Genomic DNA, 24730 nt, shown 5'->3' with positions numbered 1-24730 from the left:
ATTAAAAATGGATTTTTTAATATTCGGTTTAATAGCATATTTATTAGGTTCTATACCCACAGCCGTTTGGGTGGGAAAGGTGAAGTATGACTTAGACATTAGAGAACATGGAAGTAAAAATGCTGGAGCAACAAATACTTTTAGGGTTCTAGGTAAAAATGCAGGTATTTTAGTACTCTCAGTAGATGTCTTAAAAGGTATTCTTGCTGTAATTCTGCCTTTTTTAATAAATGATTATTTATGGAACAACGACCATTTAATCCACCTTAAAATAGTGTCGGGTATCTTGGTTGTTTTAGGCCATATATTTCCAGTTTTTGCCAGTTTTAATGGAGGAAAGGGTGTAGCCACTTCATTGGGAGTAATTCTAGGAATTCACCCTCCAGCAGCATTAATCTGTGTTGTTTTATTTCTTGCAGTATTCATCATTTTTAACTATGTTTCTTTAGGCGCAATAATATCATCTCTGGCTTTCCCACTGCTTGTTGTTTTTGCTTTCAAAAATGAAAATACTTCGCTTACAGTTTTTAGTATTGTTCTCTCTTCTGCTGTAATTATTCTACACCACCAGAATATTAAACGCCTTATTCAAGGAAATGAGAATAAAATGAACCTTTTTAAGAAATAGTCGTATACTTTTTCTTAGAACCGTTCTGTTAATTTAAAATGTCACTACAAATGGGATTAAAACACTTCCTTTTATTGCTTACACTTATCTTTGGTGGATTATTCGTAACCGCGCAAGAGTCCAAGGAAGATATTGATAAACAAGCACAAGCACTTTTTAGAAAAGGTGAATACCTAGAAGCCACACCTCTTTTCTTGAGGCTTTTGTCCTTGGAGCCGAGGAATCCAAATTATAACTATAAATATGGAACCTGCCTTCTTTATAATGCAGATAAAAACACCGAAGCATTTAGGTATTTAAATTATTCTATACAAAAAGACAGTGAAGTTGATGCAGAAGCTTATTATTATCTAGGGAAAGCCTATCACCTCACTTACAGATTCAATAAAGCCATAAAAAACTACGAATTATATAAACAAAAAGCTGGTGCAAGAGCACTTGAGGAACTGCAAGTAGACAGGCAAATTGAAATGTGTAGAAATGGAAAAACACAGTTCAGCGACATTACGGAAACTATAGTTCTCGAGAAAACCCAAATTGATTTAAAAAGTTTCTTCAGGATTTATGATTTAAAAGACATTGGTGGTAATCTAATTGTTGCAGAGGAGTTTCAAAGTAAACAAGACAAAAAAAACAACCACACTCCCCTGATTCACTTCCCTATAAACTCAGATTATATTTACTATTCTAGCTATGGATCTGGATCCGAAAACAAGGATATTTATTTCAGATACAGAACAACAAATGGTGAATGGTCGAAAGAAAGTCCAGTGCTTGGTGATGTGAACACACCATATAACGAAGACTATCCTTACATGCACCCTAACGGAAAATACTTGTATTTCTCTTCTGAAGGACATAAAAGCATGGGAGGCTACGACGTTTTCAGAAGTGAATACGATCAATCAACCAATACTTTTGGTATTCCAGAAAACATGAATATTTCAATTTCTTCACCGGACAATGACTTCCTATATATCGTTGATTCCTTGGATAAACATGCTTATTTCGCATCCCAAAGGGAAAGTGAAACAAATAAGGTTCATGTTTATAAGGTAAGACTGGAAAGATTACCAATGGAAATGGTAGTCTTAGCTGGAAATTTTAATTCAGAAATTAACCCTACTCATAAAACAATCTCTATAGAAGTGAATGATGCTACAGGAGATTTAGTAGGCAAATTTACCTCCAACAACAAAGGAGAATACAACATTCGATTACCTAAAAAAGGAAAATATGAATTTGTTGTGAAACTGGACAAAAACGACAAAAAGTTTAAGGAAACTATTTCTATTCCTAAAGTTAATTCCTTCCGTCCATTAAAGCAAACCATTACAGAAATTGAAAAGGATGGTGAAAATCTCGTTGTCTTCAATAATTTATTCAACGAAAAAGTTGAAAATTATGACGAAATATTAGCAGAAGCCATTGAAGCCAAAGCAAAAATGAATATTAACAGGGATTTATTTAATTTAGATTCTTTAGATAAAATTCAAGAACAGAAAAAAGTTTTTGATCAAGTAGGATTAGCACAGTACACCAATGTAGAGATTAGAGATTTAATTCAAACTAAATTTAAAGATTTATACTTAAGACAAACCAGCACCGATTCATTGATCTTAAAATCGAGATACATTGTACAAAATGGGAATGATGCAATTAAAAAGGCAGTAAAATCAGCTGACTCCCTTATGCAACTGAGCAAAGAAAATCCTGAAGATCCTCAAAAAGAAAGGTGGAGAACTCTATCTGCGCGTGAAATTGAAAAATCTAAAGCCATTCAGCAAGACATGCTTAATGCGCAAATCATTTTATCTCACTTAGAAAAAGATTATGCCGAAAAAGAAAGTCTATTGGCTACCGCTAAAAACCTAAATAACAGCATAAAAGACCTTAAAACCAGCAATACAAAGGGACTTATTGACGCTGTTTCAAAATACCCAACATTTGTAAGCGAAGAGCTTTTGGTAAGGACAAAAACAAATGCATATTTTGAGTATTTAGCCGTAATCAATGACGAGTTACGTCTAAGAGATAATCTAATTTCCACAAAAGATTCATTAAACAGAGCCAAACAAGCTACACAAACTGAACTTGCAAAACTTGAAAGAGCATATGCCGCTGCTTCCAAAAGAGAAAAAGAAGACATTAGTTTCGAATTAAGTAAGGCTGAAATAAGACTAGAAGGACTTGAAAATGAGATAAAATATACGGAAGAAGTAATTGCAGAGAAAAGTAAAATTGCTGATCAGAAACAAACTTTAGCACAAATTAGCAGAAGTCCGATTAAGGAGGACATGATTGCCGAGCATGACTTAGCAGAGGAATTTGAAAATCTTTTAGCAGATATTCATGAAATAGAAAACAATGCTGATGCCCTGCCAGAAAGCAAGGATATCGCAGAGACAGAGCAGGAAACTGAGAACAATTCAGAAAACGAAATTATTGCTGAGAATCAGGAAGAATCTGCAGATTTAAATACAGTTGAAGAAACAGATAAAAAGGAAGAATCTAATGACCAAGCAGAAGAACAAATTACGGTTATTCCTACATTATTTGTTTTAGATCCAGAATATGCAGATGATATAGCGCGAATAGAAAAGGACATTGAAAATGGCTCAAGCAGCAAGAATCAGCTTGTTGAAAGAAAAACACAAGCCATATCAAAAATTCAAGAAGCACAAGTAATTGTTGCCGAGCAATCCGCTGAAAACCCAGGAGACATCAATCTGTCGAGAACTAATTTGAGCTTGAATAAACTAGAGGAGAAACTACTTTCGGAGGTGGCAGTGCTACAAACGGAAATTGATGCTGAAAGTGGTATAATTGCTGCTACAACAGAGAATGAAGAAAGCGAGCAGTTGGCAGAAAATGAAACTAAAAACATGTCATCCGCTAATGAAGAAGCTGATCCTGAGAAGACTGAAGAAATCAAAGGTGAAGAAAGCGAAAATCCTAGCACTCCAAAGGCTGTTTCTCTGCCAACATTAGCTGAAATTGATAGCGATTATGTACGAGATATCGCACAGTTAGAAGCAGCAGTAAATTCAGGTGAAACTGATAAAACGGCCCTAATTGCAAGGAAAAACCAAGCAATTATTAAAGTGAAAGATGCAATAGTAGAAGTCAATGATAAACAAGTTGATGGAGCTCAAAATGAAGCGCTAACATCAGCACTTGAAGCATTGAGCTCCATAGAGCAATCCTTGATCAGTGATGTTGAAAAACTGGAAAGAGAAATTGCTTCAGAAAATGAAATGATAGCAGAGGCACTAGCTAGCGAAACAACAGAGAGCACTGAAGAAAACACAGCTAATGAGACCGAAGAAAAATCAAGTGAAACGGACAGCACTCAGGCAGAATTAATCGCTGAAAATAAGGAAGTAAGCGAGGCTATAGAATTAGAAAGCAACGAACAACTGAACAATATTGTATTGGAAGAAGCAGACAATTCAATCAATAAAGCCTTATTAGAAATCGACTCTGATTATACAGAAGACATTGCACAAATCCAAAAAGATATAGAGCAAGGAAACGCTGACCGAAATGCGCTAATTAAAAGAAGATATCAGGCAGCTTTAAAAGTTCACGAGGCTAAAGAAAAGACAACTACTCTCCTATCCCAAACTCCAGAGGATCTAGATTTGGCAATGAAGGTGGATCTGCTAAATAATCTCGAAAATCGAATTTATGGCGAAATTGAAACAATAGAAAATGCCATTAAAGAAGACGAGGAGTTATTGGCTGAAAATAACAAGACGAATGAGAACTCAGAAATCGAAACCAATACTGAAAATGAATTAGCGAACAACGAGACGGAGGCAACTGAGGAAAACGAAAGCACGAATGAGAATGAATTAGTTGCAGAAACCAACGAAGAAGCAGCTGAGGAAAGTCCAGCAAATGCCGAGACAGAAAGTAATTCTGAAATCGCGGAAAACACTGAGAACAGTGAGAACACTCAAAACTCAGAAGAAGCGATGAATGAAAACAACGCAAATATAGAAAGCGTTAACAATGAATTAGCGAACAATGAAGCGGAGGCAACAGAAGAAAACGAAAGCACGAATGAGAATGAATTAGTTGCTGAAATCAACGAAGAAGCAACTGAGGAAAGTCAAGCAAATGCCGAGACAGAAAACAATTCTGAAATCGCGGAAAACACTGAGAACACAAAGAACACTCAAAACTCAGAAGAAGCGATGAATGAAAACAACGCAAATATAGAAAGCGTTAACAATGAATTAGCGAACAATGAAGCGGAGGCAACTGAAGAAAACGAAAGCACGAATGAGAATGAATTAGTTGCTGAAATCAACGAAGAAGCAACTGAGGAAAGTCAAGCAAATGCCGAGACAGAAAACAATTCTGAAATCGCTGAAAACACTGAGAACACAGAGAACACTCAAAACTCAGAAGAAGCGATGAATGAAAACAACGCAAATATAGAAAGCGCAAACAATGAATTAGCGAACAACGAGACGGAGGCAACTGAGGAAAACGAAAGCACAAATGAAAATGAATTAGTTGCAGAAACCACCGGAGAAACAGCTGAGGAAAGTCAAGCAAATGCCGAGACAGAAAACAATTCTGAAATCGCTGAAAACACTGAGAATGCTCAAAATTCAGAAGAAGCGACGAATGAAAACAACGCAAATATAGAAAGCGCAAACAATGAATTAGCGAACAACGAGACGGAGGCAACTGAGGAAAACGAAAGCACAAATGAAAATGAATTAGTTGCAGAAACCACCGGAGAAACAGCTGAGGAAAGTCAAGCAAATGCCGAGACAGAAAACAATTCTGAAATCGCTGAAAACACTGAGAATGCTCAAAATTCAGAAGAAGCGATGAATGAAAACAACGCAAATATAGAAAGCGCGAACAATGAATTAGCGAGCAACGAGACGGAGGCAACTGAGGAAAACGAAAGCACAGATGAAAATGAATTAGTTGCAGAAACCACCGGAGAAACAGCTGAGGAAAGTCAAGCAAATGCCGAGACAGAAAACAATTCTGAAATCGCTGAAAACACTGAGAATGCTCAAAATTCAGAAGAAGCGACGAATGAAAACAACGCAAATATAGAAAGCGTTAACAATGAATTAGCGAACAACGAAGCCGAAGCAACTGAAGAAAACGAAAGCACGAATGAGAATGAATTAGTTGCAGAAACCAATGAAGGAGCAGCTGAGGAAAGTCAAGCAAATGCCGAGACAGAAAACAATTCTGAAATCGCGGAAAACAGTGAAAACACTGAGAGCACTCAAAACTCCAAAGAAGCGACGAATGAAAACAACGCAAGTGTAGAAAGCGTTAACAATGAATTAGCGAACAACGAAGCGGAAGCAACTGAAGAAAACGAAAGCACAAATGAAAATGAATTAGTTGCAGAAACCAATGAAGAATCAACTGAGGAAACGCAAGCAAATGATGAGATCACTATTGAGGATATGGCTACTGTTTCCAATCCGGAGCGTGTATTGGAGCTTATTGACCCGAATTACTTAAGTGAAGTTGCTCAAATTGAGCAAGGAATTCAAGAAGGCACAAAAACCAATTCAGATTTAATCAAACGCAAATACAAGGTTTTAATTGATGTAGGAGATGTGAAATCCGAAACTTTAAGAGAGGAAGAAATCAACCCTACTCCTATTGTGGCACAAAAACTCAAAACAATAAATACTATAGAAAACCAGATAGTTCAAGAAATCGATGATTTAGAAAGTCATGAGTTGGTTGCTTCTAGCAACAATACTGAAAGTAGTTTCGAAGATGTCTTATCCATCAGTACAATTTCAAAAGAAGATATTCCAAGAAAGATTGAAAATTCTTTAACGGATAAATCACAATCAAAAATCAATAAATTATTCAAGGAAAAAGAAGAATTAGAACTAGCAATAAAAGCTAATCCAGCTTTAGCAGAAAACAAAAAAACCAGTTCTAAAATGAATAAAATTGAAAATGAGATTGCTTCTGAGCTAAGTATTGCACTGCAAAACTCATTAATTACCAACTATCCCGATTTAGTTCGAAAATCTGATCAATTACTTCAAAAATCACCAGACGAAATTTCATCTTTAAGTGCCCAACAAAGTGTTGTAAAGATTGAACAGATACTTCAAAAGTCTGGAGAGCAAAAATCTGCTGTGGAACTATACAACTTATTTTCTGAGGCATTTAATGAGCAAGAGAAGACACTAAAGTTGATTAAAGATACCAGAACTCAAAAACAAATTGACAACTATATTTCACAAGCCGTTGAGGAGTTAAACTTAGAAAATATAGAAACTAAAACGGTAGCACTTACGGCGAATGAAATAATGAAAGAGCAAAACCAGCTCAATCTAAAATTAGTGAACCTCAATGAGCAAATTAATGAGTTAAATGCAATGGTCATTAATGCCAATAGACAAAATAAAAACGCTATAGAATTCAACATAAATCAATTGAACCTTATTAAAACAGGCCTCGAAAATAGACTATACGAGAATTCTAAAGCACTAGACAAAATAGAAGAACAACAAAGGGCCGATGCCAATAAAGGAATTTCAAAGGAGGCCATAAAAAACACTTTGACCTACAAGGAAGAAGTTGAAATTGCTCAATCGAAAGAATATATCGATCAACTGAGAAACAATAATCGTTTAACCCAAGCACAATATGAATTAAGAATAAAAGAGGCGCAGTTAAATGACGAACAAACAGAGCTGAAAGAGATCTATGACGAGGTTAAAACCAATGGAAGATTAACTGACGAGAAGAAAGAAGCAATCAAAACACAACTTGCTGCAATTAGTAAAACTAAAAATGATGTAGCCCGATTGAGGGAAAATGTGCAGAACAAACAAAACGACGTTGCCATGTCTTTGCCCAATGATGCAGAACTACGCTACAAAACAGAAAACATGATTGCACGAGATGTAGCACCTCTGAAAGCCATGCCGATAAGAACCTCTAGCTTGGCTTTAGTGAAAACAGGCTTGGTCATTGGTGAAAAAGCCAAAGCAATTTATTCAGATGAAAATCCTATTCCGATTATCCGTGAAGTAAATGATCAAATGTCTGGCTTAGTTTACCGAGTTCAAATTGGAGCATTTAGAAACCCTGTTCCAAATGAGACTTTCAATCAATTCTCCCCTATTTCGGGTGATAATATTGGCTCAGGCTGGATAAAATATGTCGTTGGTTTATTCGGTGACAGAGAAATTGCAGGAGATGCCCGAGACAAAATTAGGGCTTTAGGATATTCAGATGCATTTATTGTTGCTTATTGTGATGGTGAAAGAATACCTGTATATCGCGCCGTAGAGTTAGCCAGCTCAGGGGCATGTATTTCAGAGATCAATGATGATGAAGACTTGATTGCTGAAACAGACAACGATTCAGACTCAACAGCAAGAACCCTTACAACGATCACCAAATCGAATGAATTAGATGAATTCGCATACAACAAAACCATTGGATCTGCGGAGGCTGATGTGGTTGAAAACAAAGCGGGATTATTTTACACAGTTCAAGTTGGTGTTTATAATACTCCAGCTACGTCGGAACAGTTAAGTAATGTTTCTCCATTAATTACGAAGAGATTACCTACAGGACTCATTCGTTATTCTTCTGGTGTATTTGATTCTTATGATGCAGCAATTCCTAAAAGAAATCAAGTGGTCGAAAAAGGAATATCAGACGCTTACATCGTTGCCTATTATAAAGGATTACGCATAACAGCCTCAGAAGCAAACGCTATTTTAAAAGCTCAAGGAGACGTAGTATTACAATCAAATATGCCTAAACCAAGAAGGAATGAAATGGCCAATAACAATGTCACGTCCATTGCAAATGAAACTCAGGAAGCATTCATAAACAGCAGCAATACCAAGAACTTACTTGTTTCAACAAAAAGCTATCCGGAATTCCCAATTCAAGAGCTGAACCGATACAATGAGGAAGGCGAACTGTTTTATTATGATTCTAAAACTCAAAAAATTCAAAGTTTCTTATTTGATGGAGATATAATCTCATCACAATTTATGGCAGATTTCGAAAAAGTTTCGGTGTACAATAATGCTTACTCCATTATAAATGAAAGCACTCCATATCGTAAAAATGCAATTGAAAATCCAGAAAGTAACTTAATCCATCTCGAAGTGGCCATTAATAATGAAGACTTAAATTCTGACTTAATGGAGGTTATTTTAAACACACCAGTAATTAAGGAAATGCAAACCAATAAAAATCAATTACTGGTCAACTTCTACGCTGTAGATGTTGACAACAACCAAAATGTGGTAGATCGACTACAAGCTGTTTTAACCAAACTTGGTGCAACAGAAATAACCAAAACAGCCAAAACATTTTAAAGAACATTTCCTGGAGCCAATTACTCCCTAAACAAATTCAATAATAAATATTGAATAGAAGGACTACAGTTTATTGTGGTCCTTCTTTTTTTCAACGATATGCAGTATTAACCAAAAGCATGCACCATTGAAAAACAAAACAGGTCAAAATCGTAAAGAAGCTTTTATTTTAGCTCAAAAGCCAAATAATGAAAGAGAATTAGAAATAAACACCAATAAATAGAGGTGTATTTCAGAATTGTTAATTATTTTGGTGCTCCAAATAAACAAGATATACTTTCATGAAAAAATTCTTTTTTTTAATCATCGGTTTTCTTTTAACAATTTCACAAACAAATGCGCAAGAGCATGTTTTAAAAAGTGGGAAAGATAGTTTACTCATTTCCACAGATGAAATTCCACAGAATGTTTTGGACAAAATGGAGTCCTACCAATTCGGAAAAGAAAAGAAAATATACAGTACATCTCCATACGGTATTATTTCCTTTGATGATGACGACAGAAGAGTCTTAAAGAACGCAGATGAAATTCAAGTTTTCTTCAATGAAGATTCGATAAAAGTCAATAGCATCAATAACATCTTTTTTAAGAATCCTGGACCAGATGAATTAATAAAAGTAAGATTGAAAGTCTATAAAAACAACGAAGAACTTACTTTCAACGAACATAAAGGAGAAACTAAAGTGAGTTTTTTAGCCAAGGCTCCGAGAAATGCATTGGTAACAGATGACAGAATTGTATTGGGAATTTTAACAGTTGTACTTGCGCTCATCTTTTTTACAGCAAGTTTAAAAAGTAAAGCTTGGAAAAGTTTCTACACCATAATTCCAGCTCTTTTCTTGTGTTACATGATTCCCGCATCCTTAACCTCATTCAACATTATTGATCCTGAATCAACTAACCTATATTATATGGCTAGTCGCTATTTGCTGCCAGGTTCTTTGATTCTCCTCATACTGTCTGCTGACATAAAAAGTTTAATTGGATTAGGTTCTAAAAGTTTGATTATGTTCTTCACTGGAACAATCGGAATTATATTGGGAGGAGTCTTTGCGGTATGGATCTTCACATTTATTTCACCTGAAACAGTGGGCGGAAGCGGAAATGAGGCGACCTGGAAAGGTTTGGCTACAATAGCCGGATCTTGGATTGGTGGAGGTGCAAATCAAACTGCTATGCTCGAAACCTACAAATACAAAGAAACACTTTTCGGTGGAATGATTCTCGTAGATATCGTTGTTGCCAATATTTGGATGGCGGTGATCTTATTTGGAATTGGTAAAAAAGCAAAAATCGATAAATGGTTGAAAGCAGATAGTAGCTCCATTGATAGATTAGTAGTAAAGGTTGAGGATTTCCAGAAGAAAGTAGAAAGAAAAACAACGCTTACCGACTTTATGGTTATCACAGGTTTAGTATTTGGAGGCGTTGCCTTAGCACACTTTGCTGGAAAATATCTTTCTGGTTTCTTTTTAGAAAACTATGGAAAAGGAAACACATTCTCCAGTCAGTTCTTTTGGATGGTTGTTATCTCAACTGTTTATGGACTAATCTTAAGCTTTACAAGAGCCAAAAACTATGAAGGCGCAGGAGCATCAAAAATAGGGTCTGTTTTCTTATATATCTTGGTGGCGACCATCGGTATGAAAGTTGACATTACCATGATTTTTGACAAGCCACTCTTAATCTTTGTGGGGCTTATCTGGATGGCATTCCATGCCTTACTTTTAATCGTTGTAGCTAAAATAATTAAAGCACCTTTTTTCTTCTTGGCTGTGGGAAGTCAAGCCAATGTAGGTGGTGCTGCCTCTGCTCCTATTGTTGCCAATGCCTTTCATCCTGCGTTAACAACAGTCGGAGTTTTGATGGCCGTTGTTGGATATTTCATAGGAACTTTTGGCGCAATTATGGCCGCCGAATTAATGAGAATGGTTGCCCCAATGTAGATCCATGCTAAAAATTGCTTTTAACGATTATTATATTCATTCTTTACCCGAAGGACACAGATTTCCTATGGTAAAATATGAATTGCTTCCAAAGCAACTACTTTTGGAAGGTACAGTTGAAGAAGATGCTTTCTTTAGTCCAGGAATAATAAGCAAAGAACAGGTGCTAGCAATTCACCATGCAGACTACTTTCAAAACTTAACAGAATTAAAGTTAGACCGAAGGGCACAAAGAAAAACAGGATTTGTTCACAATGAAGATTTAATTCTAAGGGAACAAATAATCATGGAAGGTACACGCCAATGTGCTGAATACGCCCTAGAACATGGTGTATCAATGAATATTGCTGGAGGAACTCATCATTCATTTACTGATCACGGTGAAGGATTTTGCCTACTGAATGATCAAGCTATTGCTGCTCAATGGCTTTTAGACCAGAACAAAGCAAGCAAAATATTAATCATTGACTTGGATGTTCATCAAGGAAACGGAACAGCAGAAGTGTTTCGAAACAATGCAAATGTTTTCACCTTTAGTATGCACGGTGAAAATAACTATCCTTTAAAAAAGGAAACTTCTGATCTTGACGTCCCTTTACCTGACGGTATAAAAGATAATGAGTATATTTACCTATTAGAACAATCCTTAGATCGAATTTTAAAATTTTTCGCTCCTGATTTTTTGTTTTTCCAATCGGGAATCGATATCATTGAGACAGATAAACTAGGGCGACTTGGAGTAAGCATTGAAGGATGCAAACAAAGAGATAAAATTGTTCTAAACTTAGCGAAAGAATTAAATTTACCCATCGTTGTAAGTATGGGGGGAGGATATTCTGAAGAAATTAAATATATAATTGAGGCACATGCAAATACATTCAGGACCGCACAACACATCTTCTTTTAAAAGTGGACTTTGGTGGAAAATCTTAATTTGTTCACTCGGAATTCTTGGTTTAGGAACATTCAGTGGATTGTCATCTATGGGTGGATTCCAAGAATGGTATGATGGACTAAACAAGCCCTTTTTCACCCCACCAAACTGGTTATTCGGCCCTGCTTGGTCAATTTTGTATATTCTAATGGGAGGATCTTTGGCGATTATTTGGCAAATTGTTTCAGTTGGACGCTACCCAACCATCAAAAAATTTGCTAAAAGAGGAATTGTAATCTTTTTGATTCATCTTATTTTTAATCTGATATGGACACCAGTTTTCTTCGGGTTACATATGCCAGGACTAGCACTAGCCATAATTTTTATAATTCTGGCCTTTATTATTATTCTGATTAGACACTTTTATAGATTAGATAGGCTTTCCGCTTTTTTATTAATTCCATACCTTTTATGGGTTTCCTTTGCTACTGCACTAAACTTAGCAATTGTTGTCTTAAATTGATCGCTCTATGCTTTAATTTTGAGCTTTATTCTAAGAAATACCAACTTATTTTCAACACAGTTTAAGTATAAAAAGTGTGCAACCTAAACTTGTTGCACCCCAAAGATAATCCCTTAACCTGAGTTGATTCTACCCTATTATCGTGGTCTAAGGAAAGAAAGGTAATTTATAAAAAAAGCAGGAAAAAGCGAGGACAGAATCAGTTGCTTCGAAAGTTTATTCCTGTTGGCCAGATAACAAGGTGGGATACGTTTCGATAAATTCAAAGTCCGAACTCCCAGCCCTTTTCGCGTTAGTCAATAAACAAAGAGCATGGAGTACGCTCTAATCTTCAGAGCTCTACTCAGTAAAAAGGGCTTAAAAAGCTTATTTATTGACAAGACATTACACGCAATGCCAATAAGGCGATAAAGTGTAACGTGTGCCTACGCTTTTAAAAAATCAGCGCTTTGGGTAGTAATCTCTCAATAAAATTTTTCTATAGATTAATGTGACGAATATCGCGTAAGTCAACGCCATCACCATTAATCCAAGGAGTGAGAAGACAAATAGGGTTTTGGCAGATAAGGCGCTTTCTGTATCTGACTTAATATCGCGCAATATTTCTTCCGTTGTCATCACTCTAAACTCAGGATTGTGTACACGCAGCGTATCCACATAGGCTTCATCTTGGGCTTCATCATAGATAACATCCATTCTTTCAGTGACTCTATTATCTATAAAATCCGGATTAATCGTATCGTAGTAGAAAAACATAAAAACAGATACGATCAATACATAGGGAGCACCTGCTGTTAACGCCCGCTTTATATCAGACAAGGGGGTTCCCGTTCCGAAACCCTCCTTTTGTTTTTCCAGATAAAGACCAACACTTATCGCTAATAAAAGAAATAGATTATTCACTAATCCAGGTTTTACAACATCTTCTTGAAATATATCGAGGGATAACAGGATTAATTTTAATAAAATCCATGCGCCGGAAAACAACAGCGCCATCTTTAATGCCGGTCTCATATTCTATGTATTATGCATTGAAACTAAAAACTCTTCATTGCTCTTTGTGTCCTTCATATTGTTTTTCATGAATTCCATAGCTTCAATTGGGTTCATATCTGCTACCACTTTACGTAACAACCAAACACGTTGAAGCGTTTCTTTGTCCATTAGTAAATCTTCACGTCTTGTACCAGAAGTCAAGATGTCAATAGCTGGATAAATTCGTCTATTTGCGATTTTTCTATCCAATTGAAGCTCCATATTTCCTGTTCCTTTGAATTCTTCAAAAATCACCTCATCCATTTTGGAACCAGTATCCGTTAATGCTGTTGCCAGAATTGAAAGTGAACCTCCGTTTTCAATTTTACGTGCAGCTCCAAAGAAGCGTTTTGGTTTTTGCAAGGCGTTGGCGTCAACTCCCCCTGAAAGCACCTTACCAGAGGCGGGTGATACTGTATTATAAGCACGTGCTAAACGTGTAATAGAATCTAATAAAATACAAACATCATGACCACATTCAACCATTCTTTTGGCTTTCTCTAGTACCATGTTCGCCACTTTTACGTGTTGTTCTGCTGGCTCATCAAAGGTGGAAGCAATAACTTCTGCATTCACACTTCTTGCCATGTCAGTCACCTCTTCAGGACGTTCATCAATTAGTAAAATAATTAAATATGTCTCTGGATGATTTGCAGCAATAGCGTTGGCCACATCCTTTAGCAAAACGGTTTTACCCGTTTTAGGCTGTGCTACTATCATTCCACGTTGTCCTTTTCCGATTGGTGCAAACAAGTCCATAATTCTCGTGGACATGCTTTCTTGTCTATGACCAGTTAACTTAAACTTTTCATCAGGAAATAAAGGTGTTAAGTATTGGAAAGGAACACGATCACGAATAAATGCAGGGTCACGTCCATTAATAGAGTCCACCCTTACCAGTGGGAAATATTTTTCCCCTTCTTTAGGTGGACGGATTGTTCCGTAAACCGTATCTCCAGTTTTTAAACCAAACAATTTAATCTGACTGTGACTAACATATATATCATCAGGAGAAGACAAATAGTTATAATCTGAAGAACGTAAAAAACCAAATCCATCTTGCATCACTTCCAAAACACCTTCCGCAGCTACAATTCCAGAAAGATCATATTTCTTTTCTCTTGCCTTTTGGTTGTCATTTTTACGATTAGCGTTAGGATTATCGTTTCTAGGGTTTTTAGCGTTATCATTTTTAGATGAGCGTGGATTATTTGATTTGGAATCCTTCGCCTTTCCATTATCACCATTAACTTTTATAAAGCCCTTGGTGTCCTGAGTTTTATTATCGCTGTTCTTTTTATCTTGGCCCTTTTTGTCTAAGGGATTTTTGTTGGCTTTTCTTTTTTCTCTTATCTCTCTTAATCTCTTAGCGTCGGTTTGTTCCCTTTTTACAGGTTTTGTAGCTTCGGAAGAATCGCTTGTTTCAGATTTTTTAGTTTTCTTAGGTTCCGAATCATCTGCCGATGTGTTATTATTGCTTTCTTCCTTTTTTGGAGATTCTTTGGATGTTTCTATGGACTCCTTCTTTTTGTCTGATGCCGCGATCGGCTCTGCTTCCTTCACTTTTCTTTTTCGCTGAGTTGCCTTTGGTTCAACTTCTTTTGTTGCAGGTTCTGCAGAATTCTTAGCATCCTCATTTGCCGAAGTATTTTGGTCTGATGGACCGCCCTTCTTAATTATATCAATTAATTCTGACTTTCTGAATGATTCAACTTTCTTAATACCAAGTGTTTTTGCGATAACGCGCAATTCAGGGAGTTTCTTCCCAGCTAATTCGTCTTTTTCCATTTACTTGTATGAAATAATATTGTAAGAGATAACTAAAAGCTTGTTATATTTCTTTATAGAGATCACCGCAGAGTTGCGATGCCACAATAATACAAATATTCTTTAGTAAAATGCAACTAAAATATAAAAAGATTTAAGACCAATTATTTTTTAAATGGCTACCCGACATTTTACCAGTAAATATTCCTAACCTATTAAGCATCTGGTTAAGCCATCATCTCGTGAGAAACTTAGCAGATTATTGAGCTCTAAAATTGACATAGAAATTTACTTCTGGATATTTATTTTTTAGGGCTACCCTTTTAAATCGCAATAAGCACTAATGTCCAGCACTATTTGTCTTTTCTTGTAAAGAACTTTGATAACAAATGGATTAAAAGTGACTCTTCCCTCAGAAAAACCAATTTATCTCCTGAAGGAAGGGACTAGTCAAATTAAAGGGAGAACAATTTTCTATTGTAATTTATTAAACTGCTGGTAAAGTTCTCGACAAGCATTAAATTTAAATTTCGTAGGGAAGAAAATAGGCTTTTACAATCTGCGACTTAAGAGGCTAGCTCTACTATTATTATTGGACGAAATACAAACTCGTCGAAAAAAAGTAATAAGCGAATTTACAAGTTAACTATGCTCTCCAATTGAAGAATATAACGGTTGTTAGCAAATCAGAAGAAATTAGATCAAAAAAATACTTCGTCAATGATTTCAATGAGCTCTCTTTTTTCCAATCATTTTGGTAAAGAGAGCATTTTAAAATCGGGAGAAATTCAGTCGATAGCCAGAGATATCCTCCGCCTTTGAAGAGAATCCTTTATATTAAATGACCATTAGATAAGGCTAACACAAAACAAGCAACACTCCCTCTTCAAACTCATGGCAAAAAAAATAGCCACTCTGTTCAAAGAGTGACTATTTCTAATTGTATTTATGTTTCGGCTAATTATCTCAGCACGTTTACACTTCCATTAAACTCATGTTTATTATCATTTTCAAAATCATTTACACGGATAACCCACATGTAAGTTCCTGCCTTTACAAGCTTACCTCCATATGTCCCATCCCACTCTCCATCAGGGTCTTGAGATTCAAAAACTGTTTCTCCCCATCGGTTAAAGACTTCCAGTCTGAAATTTTGTGTATCAATTCCTAATAAGTTTGGCTTCCAAGTATCATTTAAGCCATCACCGTCAGGAGTAAATGTGTTTGCAGTAAAGATAGTAACCACATTCTCTACCCTAACCAACTTTTGAATGGTATCCGTACAACCATAACCATTTTCAACAACAAGTATTAAAGGATAGTTTTTGATTTCTGAAGGGTATTCAAGTGTTGGGTTTTGAATGGAAGAATAGTCAGGGTCTGCTTCCTCAGCAAACCATTGGTAAGAAACAATGTCTCCACTAGATTCTCCGTAAGCCGTCACTGTTGATTCAAAGATTGAAACAGGGTTCGGATTTACATAAAAGTTCGCCTCTGGATAAGGATAACCTTCAATTAGGTCGGTATACGATCGGAAATACCTACACCCTCTTTCTGAAACAATTTCCATATTTACACCCCAAACTCCTAAATCAAACTCATGAACAGCATTTCCTGATCCAGCAATTGTATCAATATTTCCATCGGTATAATCCCATACGGTGTAATCAATCACCTCGTTTGTGTTGGTACTGTTTGTAAAATCGATTGCCACAGGATAACAACCACCTGTGATATCTGGAGTTAATGCAGGAATCAATTCATCTGGATAATTTACAGTAACATAAGCTGTATCCTGGGGAGAGCCACACTGTTCACTCAACACGAGCATATATTCGGTAGATGCCGATGTAGGCGTAACCGTAACATTACTTCCGTTGGCAACCACCTGTCCGTTCTCACTCCACTCATAAATATAGGCAGTACTTCCACCTGAACCCACGGCAAATAGATCAACAGGATCATCAATACAAATAACTGTGTCAGGCGATACATTCGATATAACTAAAGGTTCTGGTTGGTCGATATTCACTGTTTCAGAAATTGTACAACCATTAGAATCTACTACTGTAACCGTCGTTGGACCAAATGCTAAATCATCGGCAGTTGCCCCTGTAGAAACTGAATTTGACCAACTATAAGTATAAGGCGAAGTTCCTTCAGAAACACCTACTGTCACAATACCATCCTCTCCTTCATTACATGTAACATCCACCTGATTATCAACAGACAATTGTAATTTTGGTGTTTCAACTACCGTTTTCGTAACGGTTCCCGTACACGAACCTACAGAATCCTCAATATACAATTCAACATCCATATTACTTCCTGGAGGGAAGGTGTAAGTTGCACTAGGAGCTTGAATTGTGTCTGTTCCATTCAAGAAAATCCACTTCGCGTTCGTAAAAGGACCTGTGGAGATGTTAGTAAAAGTAACCTGTTCACCTTCACAAGGAGCGAAATAATCAAAGTCAGGAGAAAGAGAGGCATCAATTGTTATCGAAGCAGAACATGTATCATCGATACCGTTAGTGTAAATTACATTATAGGTCTTTGAGTTTACTGATTGCGTAATAACAGTATCTGCAGTATTCTGAGTACCATCAACAGCCCAGTCGTAATAATACACAGCACAATTCAAGGCAGATATCAGAACATCATCAATACCCCAATGGTCATTATTGGCACCATGGCTTCCACCTTGAATCCATCTAAATCTAGTAGAAGTAGTTTGAGCAGCTGCAGGAATTGCATAACAATATTGGTTCCATGTTGTTTGATAAGCATCATAACCACCATTGAGTGGTGGATGATAAGCTATACTCACCCATGTGGCACCAGAATTCAGTGAATATTGCAAATCAACACCTTCACTTGTAAGTTCGGGTCCTTCGCAAGACCCAGAGCCACCTTGAGTTGCATACTTCATCATAAAACAAATATCACCACCACAGGTCACATCGTAATCAGTTGTTTCTAAAAACCGAGGATGTGGCTGAGAATTACCGAACCATGCTGAAGGTGATCCGTCTGGCGGAGCACCACATGGATTACTAAACATAACGGGCTGATTTGGAATCCACCCTGATGCCAGTGTACTATTATTAAAATTCTCATCTAATAATGATATTTGAGATGTTCCAACCGCGGTTAAAACAAAGGTATTACCACAATCAATAGAAGTTGTGGCAGTATTAATATCTATGTCACATTGCGAAATAGCAAAATTCGCGGTGAAAATAGTGGCGATAAATAATATAATTTTTTTCATAATGTTTCTTATTGATAGTTAATAGATACTGATTGAACAGTTATTGTAGAATTGGCAGCTTTTTTACCGCTGTTTCCTACTAAGAACTGCTTAAACAAGGTTAAGTTATCATGATCTGAAATATCCCCTTTTACTGTTTCTCCAGGAGCCAAGTGAATAACATTATTCTCATCATGTGTTGTTGAAGACCGCTGATCTCCTGTCTCCGTAACGTAGATAAAATCAGGAGTAAAAGAAACATCCTGCTGAGAGATATTTGTCATTTCAAAAGAGTAATATTCAAAGAAATTGTCATTTACAGCATCAGTAAATTGCTCGACCGTAAATTGAACTTGGACTTTTGTGTCAGAATATAAATTCTGCTGTCCAAAAATCGCTAAAGAGAACGTTAGAGCGAATAAAGAAAGAAGTAGTTTTTTCATGTCTTTTATTATATGTGTTAATAATTAAAAAAATCAGGTCCGCATTAATCTCTTAAATCAAACCTTAATATAAGTTTCTTGTTAAAAAAACGAAACCCAGTTTGAAAAGGTTGCCAAAAATAATGTTTTTCTGTAGCCTTATGCTAAAAAACAAAATTGTTTTCATCGCACTAAAAAACAGAAACTTAACGCCTTCATTAAAACTCTCTGGGAAAATAGGGAACTTAAAATCTTTAAAATACCGTATCAAACATTTCTATTGCGCTCGCTAAAAATGCAAAGCAAACCTCAATTAAATTGGCTTGCACTCTAAGTCAAAAGTTTAACTTACTTCAAAGATAATATCTCAGAATTTCTCAAAACCAAATTATTAACTTGTCACCTCTTGGCGCTCGTGTTTTTTTTAACTGATCAAAAAAAAATAATTAAAAAGTATTAACCAAAAAAAAGGCTAGTCTAAGAATAGACTAGCCTTCGGGTGGAAGATGGGATTCGAACCCACGACCCTTGGTACCACAAACCAATGCTCTAACCAACTGAGCTACAACCACCATTTAAAACTATATATATTTCTTCGTAAGAATTAGTTCAGAAATATTTTATATGCTTTTATAATTTGAACAACCTAAAACTAAGGTTGTAAAAATGTATTATTTCAATTTCGTAATTTCAGCCGTCGCTCAAATCGGATGCAAATATAACTAAAATAAACTTATCTCAAACGCTTCAATTCTACTTTTTTTTAATTTTTTTTCTCACAAATTAATCACAGCACTGTAAATCAAAGCCTTGTGTATTAAAAGAAAAATACCACGCAGCTTGAAGAAATCAGAATTGTATATAACGTGTTAATAACATCCTGAAAAAGGCTATTATTACTAGCCTACATACTGTATATTTGTAAAAAATCGTTGAGATGATAAAAATTGGATTAATTGGTGCAGGACATTTAGGAAAAATACATTTACGTTTAATTAAAGAATTAACGGACGTTTATGAATTAGTGGGGATTTTTGACAGCAACCTTGAACATGCTGAAACAGTAGCGCAAGAATTTGGTTGTAAAGCCTTTTCTTCTGCCGAAGATTTGATAGAAGAATCTGATTGTGTAGATATTGTTACGCCCACAACTACACATTTTGAAACAGCATCTTTAGCGATTAAACGCTCAACACATGTTTTTATAGAAAAACCGGTTACGCAAACCACTTATGAAGCACGTGCACTTTTTGCACTGGCTGAAGAGGCTAAGGTTAAAGTGCAAGTCGGACATGTGGAAAGATTCAATCCGGCATTTAGAGCAGCCATTCCTTATTTTGATCAACCGATGTTCATAGAAACACATCGTTTGGCTCAATTTAATCCCCGAGGAACTGATGTCCCGGTTATTTTGGACCTTATGATTCATGATATTGACGCTATTTTGAGTGTTGTTAACTCAAGTGTTCGTAAAATTTCAGCCTCTGGTGTTGCCGTTGTATCTGACACGCCAGACATTGCCAACGCAAGGATAGAATTTGACAATGGGTGCGTGGCGAATTTAACAGCTTCTAGAATTTCATTAAAAAATATGCGTAAATCGCGTTTCTTTCAAAAGAATGCCTACATCAGTGTAGACTTCTTAGAAAAAGAAATGGAGGTTGTTCAAATGGAAACACTCGAAGGAGAAGCAGGTCCTTACGACATGGTAATGGAGATGGGTAACGGAAAACCTTCTAAAAAGATTATTTTCGACAAACCTGAAATTGAGTCTACCAATGCCATAAAAGAAGAGCTTCGAACTTTTGCGGAGTGCATTAAAAATGACACAACACCAATAGTTTCTTTAGAAGATGGAATGCTGGCTTTACACGTAGCTGAGCAAATTCTCGACAAACTAAAGATGAATGGTTCTATACTGGACAAATAATAATCTGTAAAATTTCACGTTCTCTTTTTAAATCATTCCAAATGAAACACATAATTACATTATTTATTTTATCTCTTTTTGTTTCATCCTGTACAAAAGAACAGCCTGATGTGGCCTGGCTAAAAATTGATAAATGGATTTTAAACGCTAATCCAAACGCGGAAAACCCTCAAGGAGAAATGTCACATGATATATCTCAGGTATTTGTTAACATGGATGGTAAAAGTTTAGGTGCTTATGAGCTCCCGGCAAAAATACCGATTATCGGAGATGGACTGCATGACTTTGTTTTAATTCCCGGAGTAGTAAACAACGGTATCAGTGCAACAAAAAAAAGGTATCCATTTTTAGAACAATACAAAGGATCTATTGAAATTAAAAGAAACGATACTGTTTCCTTTACCCCTACGACCCAATACTATAATTCCATCAAATTTTTAATTGAGGATTTCGAAAGTCCGAGCATGCAAGTAGATGTTGCACCCTCTTCTACTGCTACTTTGGGCAGAAACGATGACCCTGAGTTCTTAAAATGGGGAAATAAATATGGAGAAATCATTCTTAAAGACTCAACTTCCAAACTTTCTTTTGTAACCACATTTGGTACTGTTCTACCAAAGTTAGGGACTGAAGTCTACCTAGAGTTTGACTACATCAACACCAATTCTATGCTCACAAGCGTTATTTCTTACGGGAATGATGAGTATTTCGTAGATGAATACATCCTAATTAATCCCCAAACCAAGGAAGAAGCTGTTTGGAAGCATGCCTATCTCGATTTAAAAGAAATTGTTTCTTTTAGACAAACAACTCCACTCAACGATGCTGAATTTAAGTTTGTGCTTGACCCAGAATTGAGTTCGAGCTACTTTTATATAGACAATATCAAGCTTGTTTATCCATAGCATACCCATATGAATCAAAAGCGCTTAAAATCAATTTTCATTATTCTTGATCTGGTCACTGCTGCAATGGCATGGGCAATATTCTTTTATTTTAGAAAGGTATATGTTGAAGCTGTTCCTTTCCAAACTTCAGAACGGTTTTACTTAGGAATGGTCATTATTCCTCTATTTTGGATTGCAGTTTATTTCTTCCTCGGAACCTACAACAATCTCAAGAGAATGTATTTTATGCGTTTACTCTCCTTCTCTATGAGGGCCTTTATTCTGGGAACTTTAGCTATTTTTTTCTTCCTCATCTTAGATGATGAAATCCCTAGCCACACCTATTATTACAACCTACTAATAGCACTTTTCATTTTTCACTCTTTACTCACCTTAGTCCCAAGACTACTAATCACCAACTACATTGTTCAGCACATTCGCAATAAGAAAGACGGCTTTAAGACTCTACTTATTGGAGGAAGCTCAAAAGCCGTTGACATTTATAAAGAAGTAGAAGAATTACCCAAGTCAACTGGATCGAATTTTATTGGTTTCATCAATTTAAATGGAATAGACAATGATATCTCTAACCTCATGCCTCATTTAGGACACATTGACGATTTGGAGAGAATCATTGACGAAAATGCGATAGAAGAAGTTATTATCGCCCTTGACTCCTCCGAACATGAAAGATTAAAAAACATAATTGCACGCATTCAAGGAAGAGATATTAAAATAAAAATTAGTGCAAACATGTACGATCTACTTAGTGGTAGCGTTAAAATGACCAATATTTTTGGAGCACTACTCATCGAAGTCAATGACGAAATAATGCCGCATTGGCAATTTGTAATTAAACGAATAATAGATTTTGTTGCATCCGTTTTTGCGATTTTAATTCTCTCCCCTGTCTACCTCGTCTTAGCAATTCTTGTAAAAAGTTCTTCTAAAGGTCCTATCTTTTTTCTACAAGAAAGAATTGGAAAAAATGGTGCACCTTTTAATATTATAAAGTTTAGGACGATGGTTGTTGATGCCGAAAAGTCTGGTCCACAACTCTCCTCTACTCACGATAAACGCATTACGAAAACAGGAAAATTTATGCGTAAAGTTCGTTTAGATGAAATTCCTCAATTTTGGAATGTTGTTGTGGGCGAAATGTCCTTAGTTGGCCCTAGACCAGAACGCCAATTTTTTATAGACAAAATAGCCGAGCGCGAACCTCAATTTCTTCAACTAACGAAAGTAAAACCAGGAATTACCTCATGGGGTCAAGTGAAATTCGGATATGCAGAAAATGTAGACGAAATGCTACAACGCATGAAATTCGATTTACTTTACCTTAAGAATATGTCGATAGCACTAGACCTTAAAATTTTGCTTTACACCGTCGTAATTGTGTTTAAAGGAAGCGGAAAATAACACTAGATCTAAGAGCACAGCTCACAATTTAACCGATTTTACCATTGGCAAACACTGCAAACGCCATCCCGACATTTCAGGGCCAAGGGTGTTGGTCTCATTTATTATTAATAGTGCAAGGCAAAGGGATTGAAATTTTCTTCTCACAAGCTCCAATTTATTAGCAGTTTAATTTTATCTTTGACCCCGATGGAAACCCAAGTAATTCTCAACGCAAAGCAGTTTGATCTCACCCTGCAACGCCTCTGTCGACAACTCATTGAAAATCATGATGATTTTTCAAACACGGTTTTAATTGGCTTACAACCCCGAGGGATACGTGTATTGGATCGACTAAAAACCTTAATTGAAGAGATTTTAGACAAGGAAATTCAATGTGGCAGCTTAGACATCACTTTTCACCGTGATGATTTCCGAAGGCGCGAAACTCCGCTCATCCCAAGTGTTACAAATATTGACTTCTCACTAGAAAACAAGAAAATTGTTTTGATTGACGACGTTTTGTATACCGGAAGAACCATTCGTGCTGGACTGGATGCTATGCTCGCTTATGGTCGCCCAAACAATGTTGAATTACTCACATTTGTTGACCGAAGATTTAAGCGTCACCTACCCATTCAAGCAGATTATATTGGAAAAACAGTAGATTCTCTGGTTTCTGAAAGGGTTTCTGTAGAGTGGAATGAAATAGAAGGAGAAGATAAAGTGATATTATATACCAAAGAGAACAATGGATAATTTAAGTGTTGACCATTTAATTGGAATCGAGCATCTCACGACAAGAGATATTGAAATAATTTTTCAAACAGCTGATCGTTTCAAAGAAGTAATCAATCGTCCAATTAAGAAGGTTCCGTCATTAAGAGATACAACTATTGCTAATGTTTTCTTTGAAAATTCTACCCGAACAAAGTTATCATTTGAATTAGCAGAAAAAAGATTGAGTGCTGATGTAGTCAATTTTAGTGCATCAAGTAGCTCTGTAAAAAAAGGCGAAACCTTAGTAGATACCGTAAACAACATTCTTTCGATGAAAGTTGACATGGTGGTTATGCGTCACCCAAATCCTGGAGCGGCAAAATTTCTTTCTGAACGTATTAATGCAAAAGTAATTAATGCTGGTGATGGAACACACGAACACCCCACCCAAGCTTTATTAGACGCCTACTCTATTCGTGAGAAATTGGGCGAAGTAAAGGGAAAAAAAGTCGTAATCGTGGGTGATATTTTACACTCTCGTGTAGCCTTATCTAATATTTACGCTTTACAAAAATTAGGAGCAGAAGTAATGGTTTGTGGTCCTACCACACTCATCCCTAAACACATTCACGAATTAGGCGTAAAAGTGGAGCACAATTTAAGAAAGGCGCTAGAATGGTGTGATGTTGCCAATATGTTACGTATTCAATTAGAGCGTCAAGATATTCAATACTTCCCTTCCTTAAGAGAATACACCATGTTGTATGGATTAGATAAAAAACTACTGGATAGTCTCTCTAAAAAAATAGTGGTAATGCACCCAGGCCCAATCAACAGAGGAGTTGAAATAACGAGTGATGTGGCCGACAGTAAGCAATCCATTATATTAAACCAAGTGGAAAATGGCGTGGCAATAAGAATGGCGGTAATATACTTACTCGCTTCAAAGATTGAACGTTGATAAATTTTGTTATTTTTGATAAAACG

14 protein-coding genes and 1 tRNA gene are annotated in these 24730 nt (G+C 36.2%); 10 read left to right on the top strand and 5 right to left on the bottom strand.

Going from position 1 to position 24730, the window contains the following annotated elements; all coding sequences use genetic code 11:
* The first annotated feature begins 7 nt into the window (after positions 1 to 7).
* The 5 genes from plsY to DIT68_RS15010 all read left to right on the top strand — a co-directional run bounded on the left by plsY (position 8) and on the right by DIT68_RS15010 (position 12331).
* Positions 8 to 628 (top strand): glycerol-3-phosphate 1-O-acyltransferase PlsY, encoded by a 621-nt coding sequence (gene plsY, locus DIT68_RS15030; protein ID WP_109360644.1) that lies wholly within the window; start codon positions 8 to 10, stop codon positions 626 to 628.
* Positions 629 to 678: 50 nt separating this feature from the next.
* Positions 679 to 8988 carry a hypothetical protein gene (locus tag DIT68_RS15025; RefSeq protein ID WP_146194243.1) on the top strand — a complete coding sequence of 2770 codons (8310 nt, stop codon included), beginning with the start codon at positions 679 to 681 and terminating at the stop codon, positions 8986 to 8988.
* A 281-nt stretch (positions 8989 to 9269) separates the two neighbouring features.
* The gene (locus DIT68_RS15020; RefSeq protein ID WP_317133917.1) at positions 9270 to 10934 is read left to right on the top strand and encodes a DUF819 family protein; all 1665 of its coding nucleotides are present in this window, start codon (positions 9270 to 9272) and stop codon (positions 10932 to 10934) included.
* Between the two features lie 4 nt (positions 10935 to 10938).
* Entirely contained in the window at positions 10939 to 11841 is a 903-nt protein-coding gene (locus DIT68_RS15015; protein WP_109360642.1) for a histone deacetylase family protein, read from the top strand.
* Complete coding sequence (locus DIT68_RS15010) at positions 11801 to 12331, top strand: TspO/MBR family protein (protein ID WP_109360641.1); 531 nt, start codon at positions 11801 to 11803, stop codon at positions 12329 to 12331. Before DIT68_RS15015 ends, DIT68_RS15010 begins: the two co-directional genes overlap by 41 nt.
* A 441-nt stretch (positions 12332 to 12772) precedes the next feature.
* Here the strand turns inward: DIT68_RS15010 and DIT68_RS15005 are convergent, their stop codons facing one another.
* The 5 genes from DIT68_RS15005 to DIT68_RS14985 all read right to left on the bottom strand — a co-directional run bounded on the left by DIT68_RS15005 (position 12773) and on the right by DIT68_RS14985 (position 19378).
* On the bottom strand, positions 12773 to 13345 hold the full coding sequence (locus DIT68_RS15005) for a DUF4199 family protein (protein WP_109360640.1): 573 nt from the start codon (positions 13343 to 13345) through the stop codon (positions 12773 to 12775).
* A gap of 3 nt (positions 13346 to 13348) precedes the next feature.
* Complete coding sequence (gene rho, locus DIT68_RS15000; protein WP_109360639.1) at positions 13349 to 15154, bottom strand: transcription termination factor Rho; 1806 nt, start codon at positions 15152 to 15154, stop codon at positions 13349 to 13351.
* 940 nt (positions 15155 to 16094) lie between these two features.
* Entirely contained in the window at positions 16095 to 18404 is a 2310-nt protein-coding gene (locus tag DIT68_RS14995; protein ID WP_109360638.1) for a T9SS type B sorting domain-containing protein, read from the bottom strand.
* 8 nt (positions 18405 to 18412) lie between these two features.
* Positions 18413 to 18826 (bottom strand): hypothetical protein, encoded by a 414-nt coding sequence (locus DIT68_RS14990; RefSeq protein WP_109360637.1) that lies wholly within the window; start codon positions 18824 to 18826, stop codon positions 18413 to 18415.
* A gap of 476 nt (positions 18827 to 19302) precedes the next feature.
* Positions 19303 to 19378: transfer RNA gene (locus DIT68_RS14985), tRNA-His, on the bottom strand.
* Between the two features lie 364 nt (positions 19379 to 19742).
* Here DIT68_RS14985 and DIT68_RS14980 point away from each other — a divergent pair.
* From DIT68_RS14980 to DIT68_RS14960, 5 genes are all read left to right on the top strand, one after another.
* On the top strand, positions 19743 to 20735 hold the full coding sequence (locus DIT68_RS14980; protein WP_109360636.1) for a Gfo/Idh/MocA family protein: 993 nt from the start codon (positions 19743 to 19745) through the stop codon (positions 20733 to 20735).
* A gap of 41 nt (positions 20736 to 20776) precedes the next feature.
* The gene (locus DIT68_RS14975; RefSeq protein ID WP_109360635.1) at positions 20777 to 21640 is read left to right on the top strand and encodes a hypothetical protein; all 864 of its coding nucleotides are present in this window, start codon (positions 20777 to 20779) and stop codon (positions 21638 to 21640) included.
* Between the two features lie 9 nt (positions 21641 to 21649).
* Positions 21650 to 23044: a sugar transferase gene (locus DIT68_RS14970; protein WP_109360634.1), complete on the top strand. Its 1395-nt coding sequence runs from the start codon at positions 21650 to 21652 to the stop codon at positions 23042 to 23044.
* Positions 23045 to 23233: 189 nt separating this feature from the next.
* The gene (gene pyrR / locus DIT68_RS14965; RefSeq protein WP_109360633.1) at positions 23234 to 23782 is read left to right on the top strand and encodes a bifunctional pyr operon transcriptional regulator/uracil phosphoribosyltransferase PyrR; all 549 of its coding nucleotides are present in this window, start codon (positions 23234 to 23236) and stop codon (positions 23780 to 23782) included.
* Complete coding sequence (locus DIT68_RS14960) at positions 23775 to 24704, top strand: aspartate carbamoyltransferase catalytic subunit (protein WP_109360632.1); 930 nt, start codon at positions 23775 to 23777, stop codon at positions 24702 to 24704. The genes pyrR and DIT68_RS14960 overlap by 8 nt, the downstream gene beginning before the upstream one ends.
* Positions 24705 to 24730 lie beyond the last annotated feature (26 nt).

The organism is Brumimicrobium oceani (genome assembly GCF_003143775.1).
Lineage (GTDB): Bacteria > Bacteroidota > Bacteroidia > Flavobacteriales_D > Crocinitomicaceae > Brumimicrobium > Brumimicrobium oceani.
This window is presented reverse-complemented; position numbering and strand designations above follow the sequence as displayed.

What these genes read in the sequence shown, in the direction of transcription:
- DIT68_RS15020 (WP_317133917.1), top strand. Translation starts at nt 9,270, where the DNA reads ATGAAAAAATTCTTTTTTTTAATCATCGGTTTTCTTTTAACAATTTCA.
- DIT68_RS15025 (WP_146194243.1), top strand. Translation starts at nt 679, where the DNA reads ATGGGATTAAAACACTTCCTTTTATTGCTTACACTTATCTTTGGTGGA.
- DIT68_RS15015 (WP_109360642.1), top strand. Translation starts at nt 10,939, where the DNA reads ATGCTAAAAATTGCTTTTAACGATTATTATATTCATTCTTTACCCGAA.
- plsY (WP_109360644.1), top strand. Translation starts at nt 8, where the DNA reads ATGGATTTTTTAATATTCGGTTTAATAGCATATTTATTAGGTTCTATA.
- DIT68_RS14980 (WP_109360636.1), top strand. Translation starts at nt 19,743, where the DNA reads ATGATAAAAATTGGATTAATTGGTGCAGGACATTTAGGAAAAATACAT.
- DIT68_RS14960 (WP_109360632.1), top strand. Translation starts at nt 23,775, where the DNA reads ATGGATAATTTAAGTGTTGACCATTTAATTGGAATCGAGCATCTCACG.
- DIT68_RS15005 (WP_109360640.1), bottom strand. Translation starts at nt 13,345, where the DNA reads ATGAGACCGGCATTAAAGATGGCGCTGTTGTTTTCCGGCGCATGGATT.
- pyrR (WP_109360633.1), top strand. Translation starts at nt 23,234, where the DNA reads ATGGAAACCCAAGTAATTCTCAACGCAAAGCAGTTTGATCTCACCCTG.
- DIT68_RS14995 (WP_109360638.1), bottom strand. Translation starts at nt 18,404, where the DNA reads ATGAAAAAAATTATATTATTTATCGCCACTATTTTCACCGCGAATTTT.
- DIT68_RS14990 (WP_109360637.1), bottom strand. Translation starts at nt 18,826, where the DNA reads ATGAAAAAACTACTTCTTTCTTTATTCGCTCTAACGTTCTCTTTAGCG.
- DIT68_RS14975 (WP_109360635.1), top strand. Translation starts at nt 20,777, where the DNA reads ATGAAACACATAATTACATTATTTATTTTATCTCTTTTTGTTTCATCC.
- DIT68_RS15010 (WP_109360641.1), top strand. Translation starts at nt 11,801, where the DNA reads ATGCAAATACATTCAGGACCGCACAACACATCTTCTTTTAAAAGTGGA.
- DIT68_RS14970 (WP_109360634.1), top strand. Translation starts at nt 21,650, where the DNA reads ATGAATCAAAAGCGCTTAAAATCAATTTTCATTATTCTTGATCTGGTC.
- rho (WP_109360639.1), bottom strand. Translation starts at nt 15,154, where the DNA reads ATGGAAAAAGACGAATTAGCTGGGAAGAAACTCCCTGAATTGCGCGTT.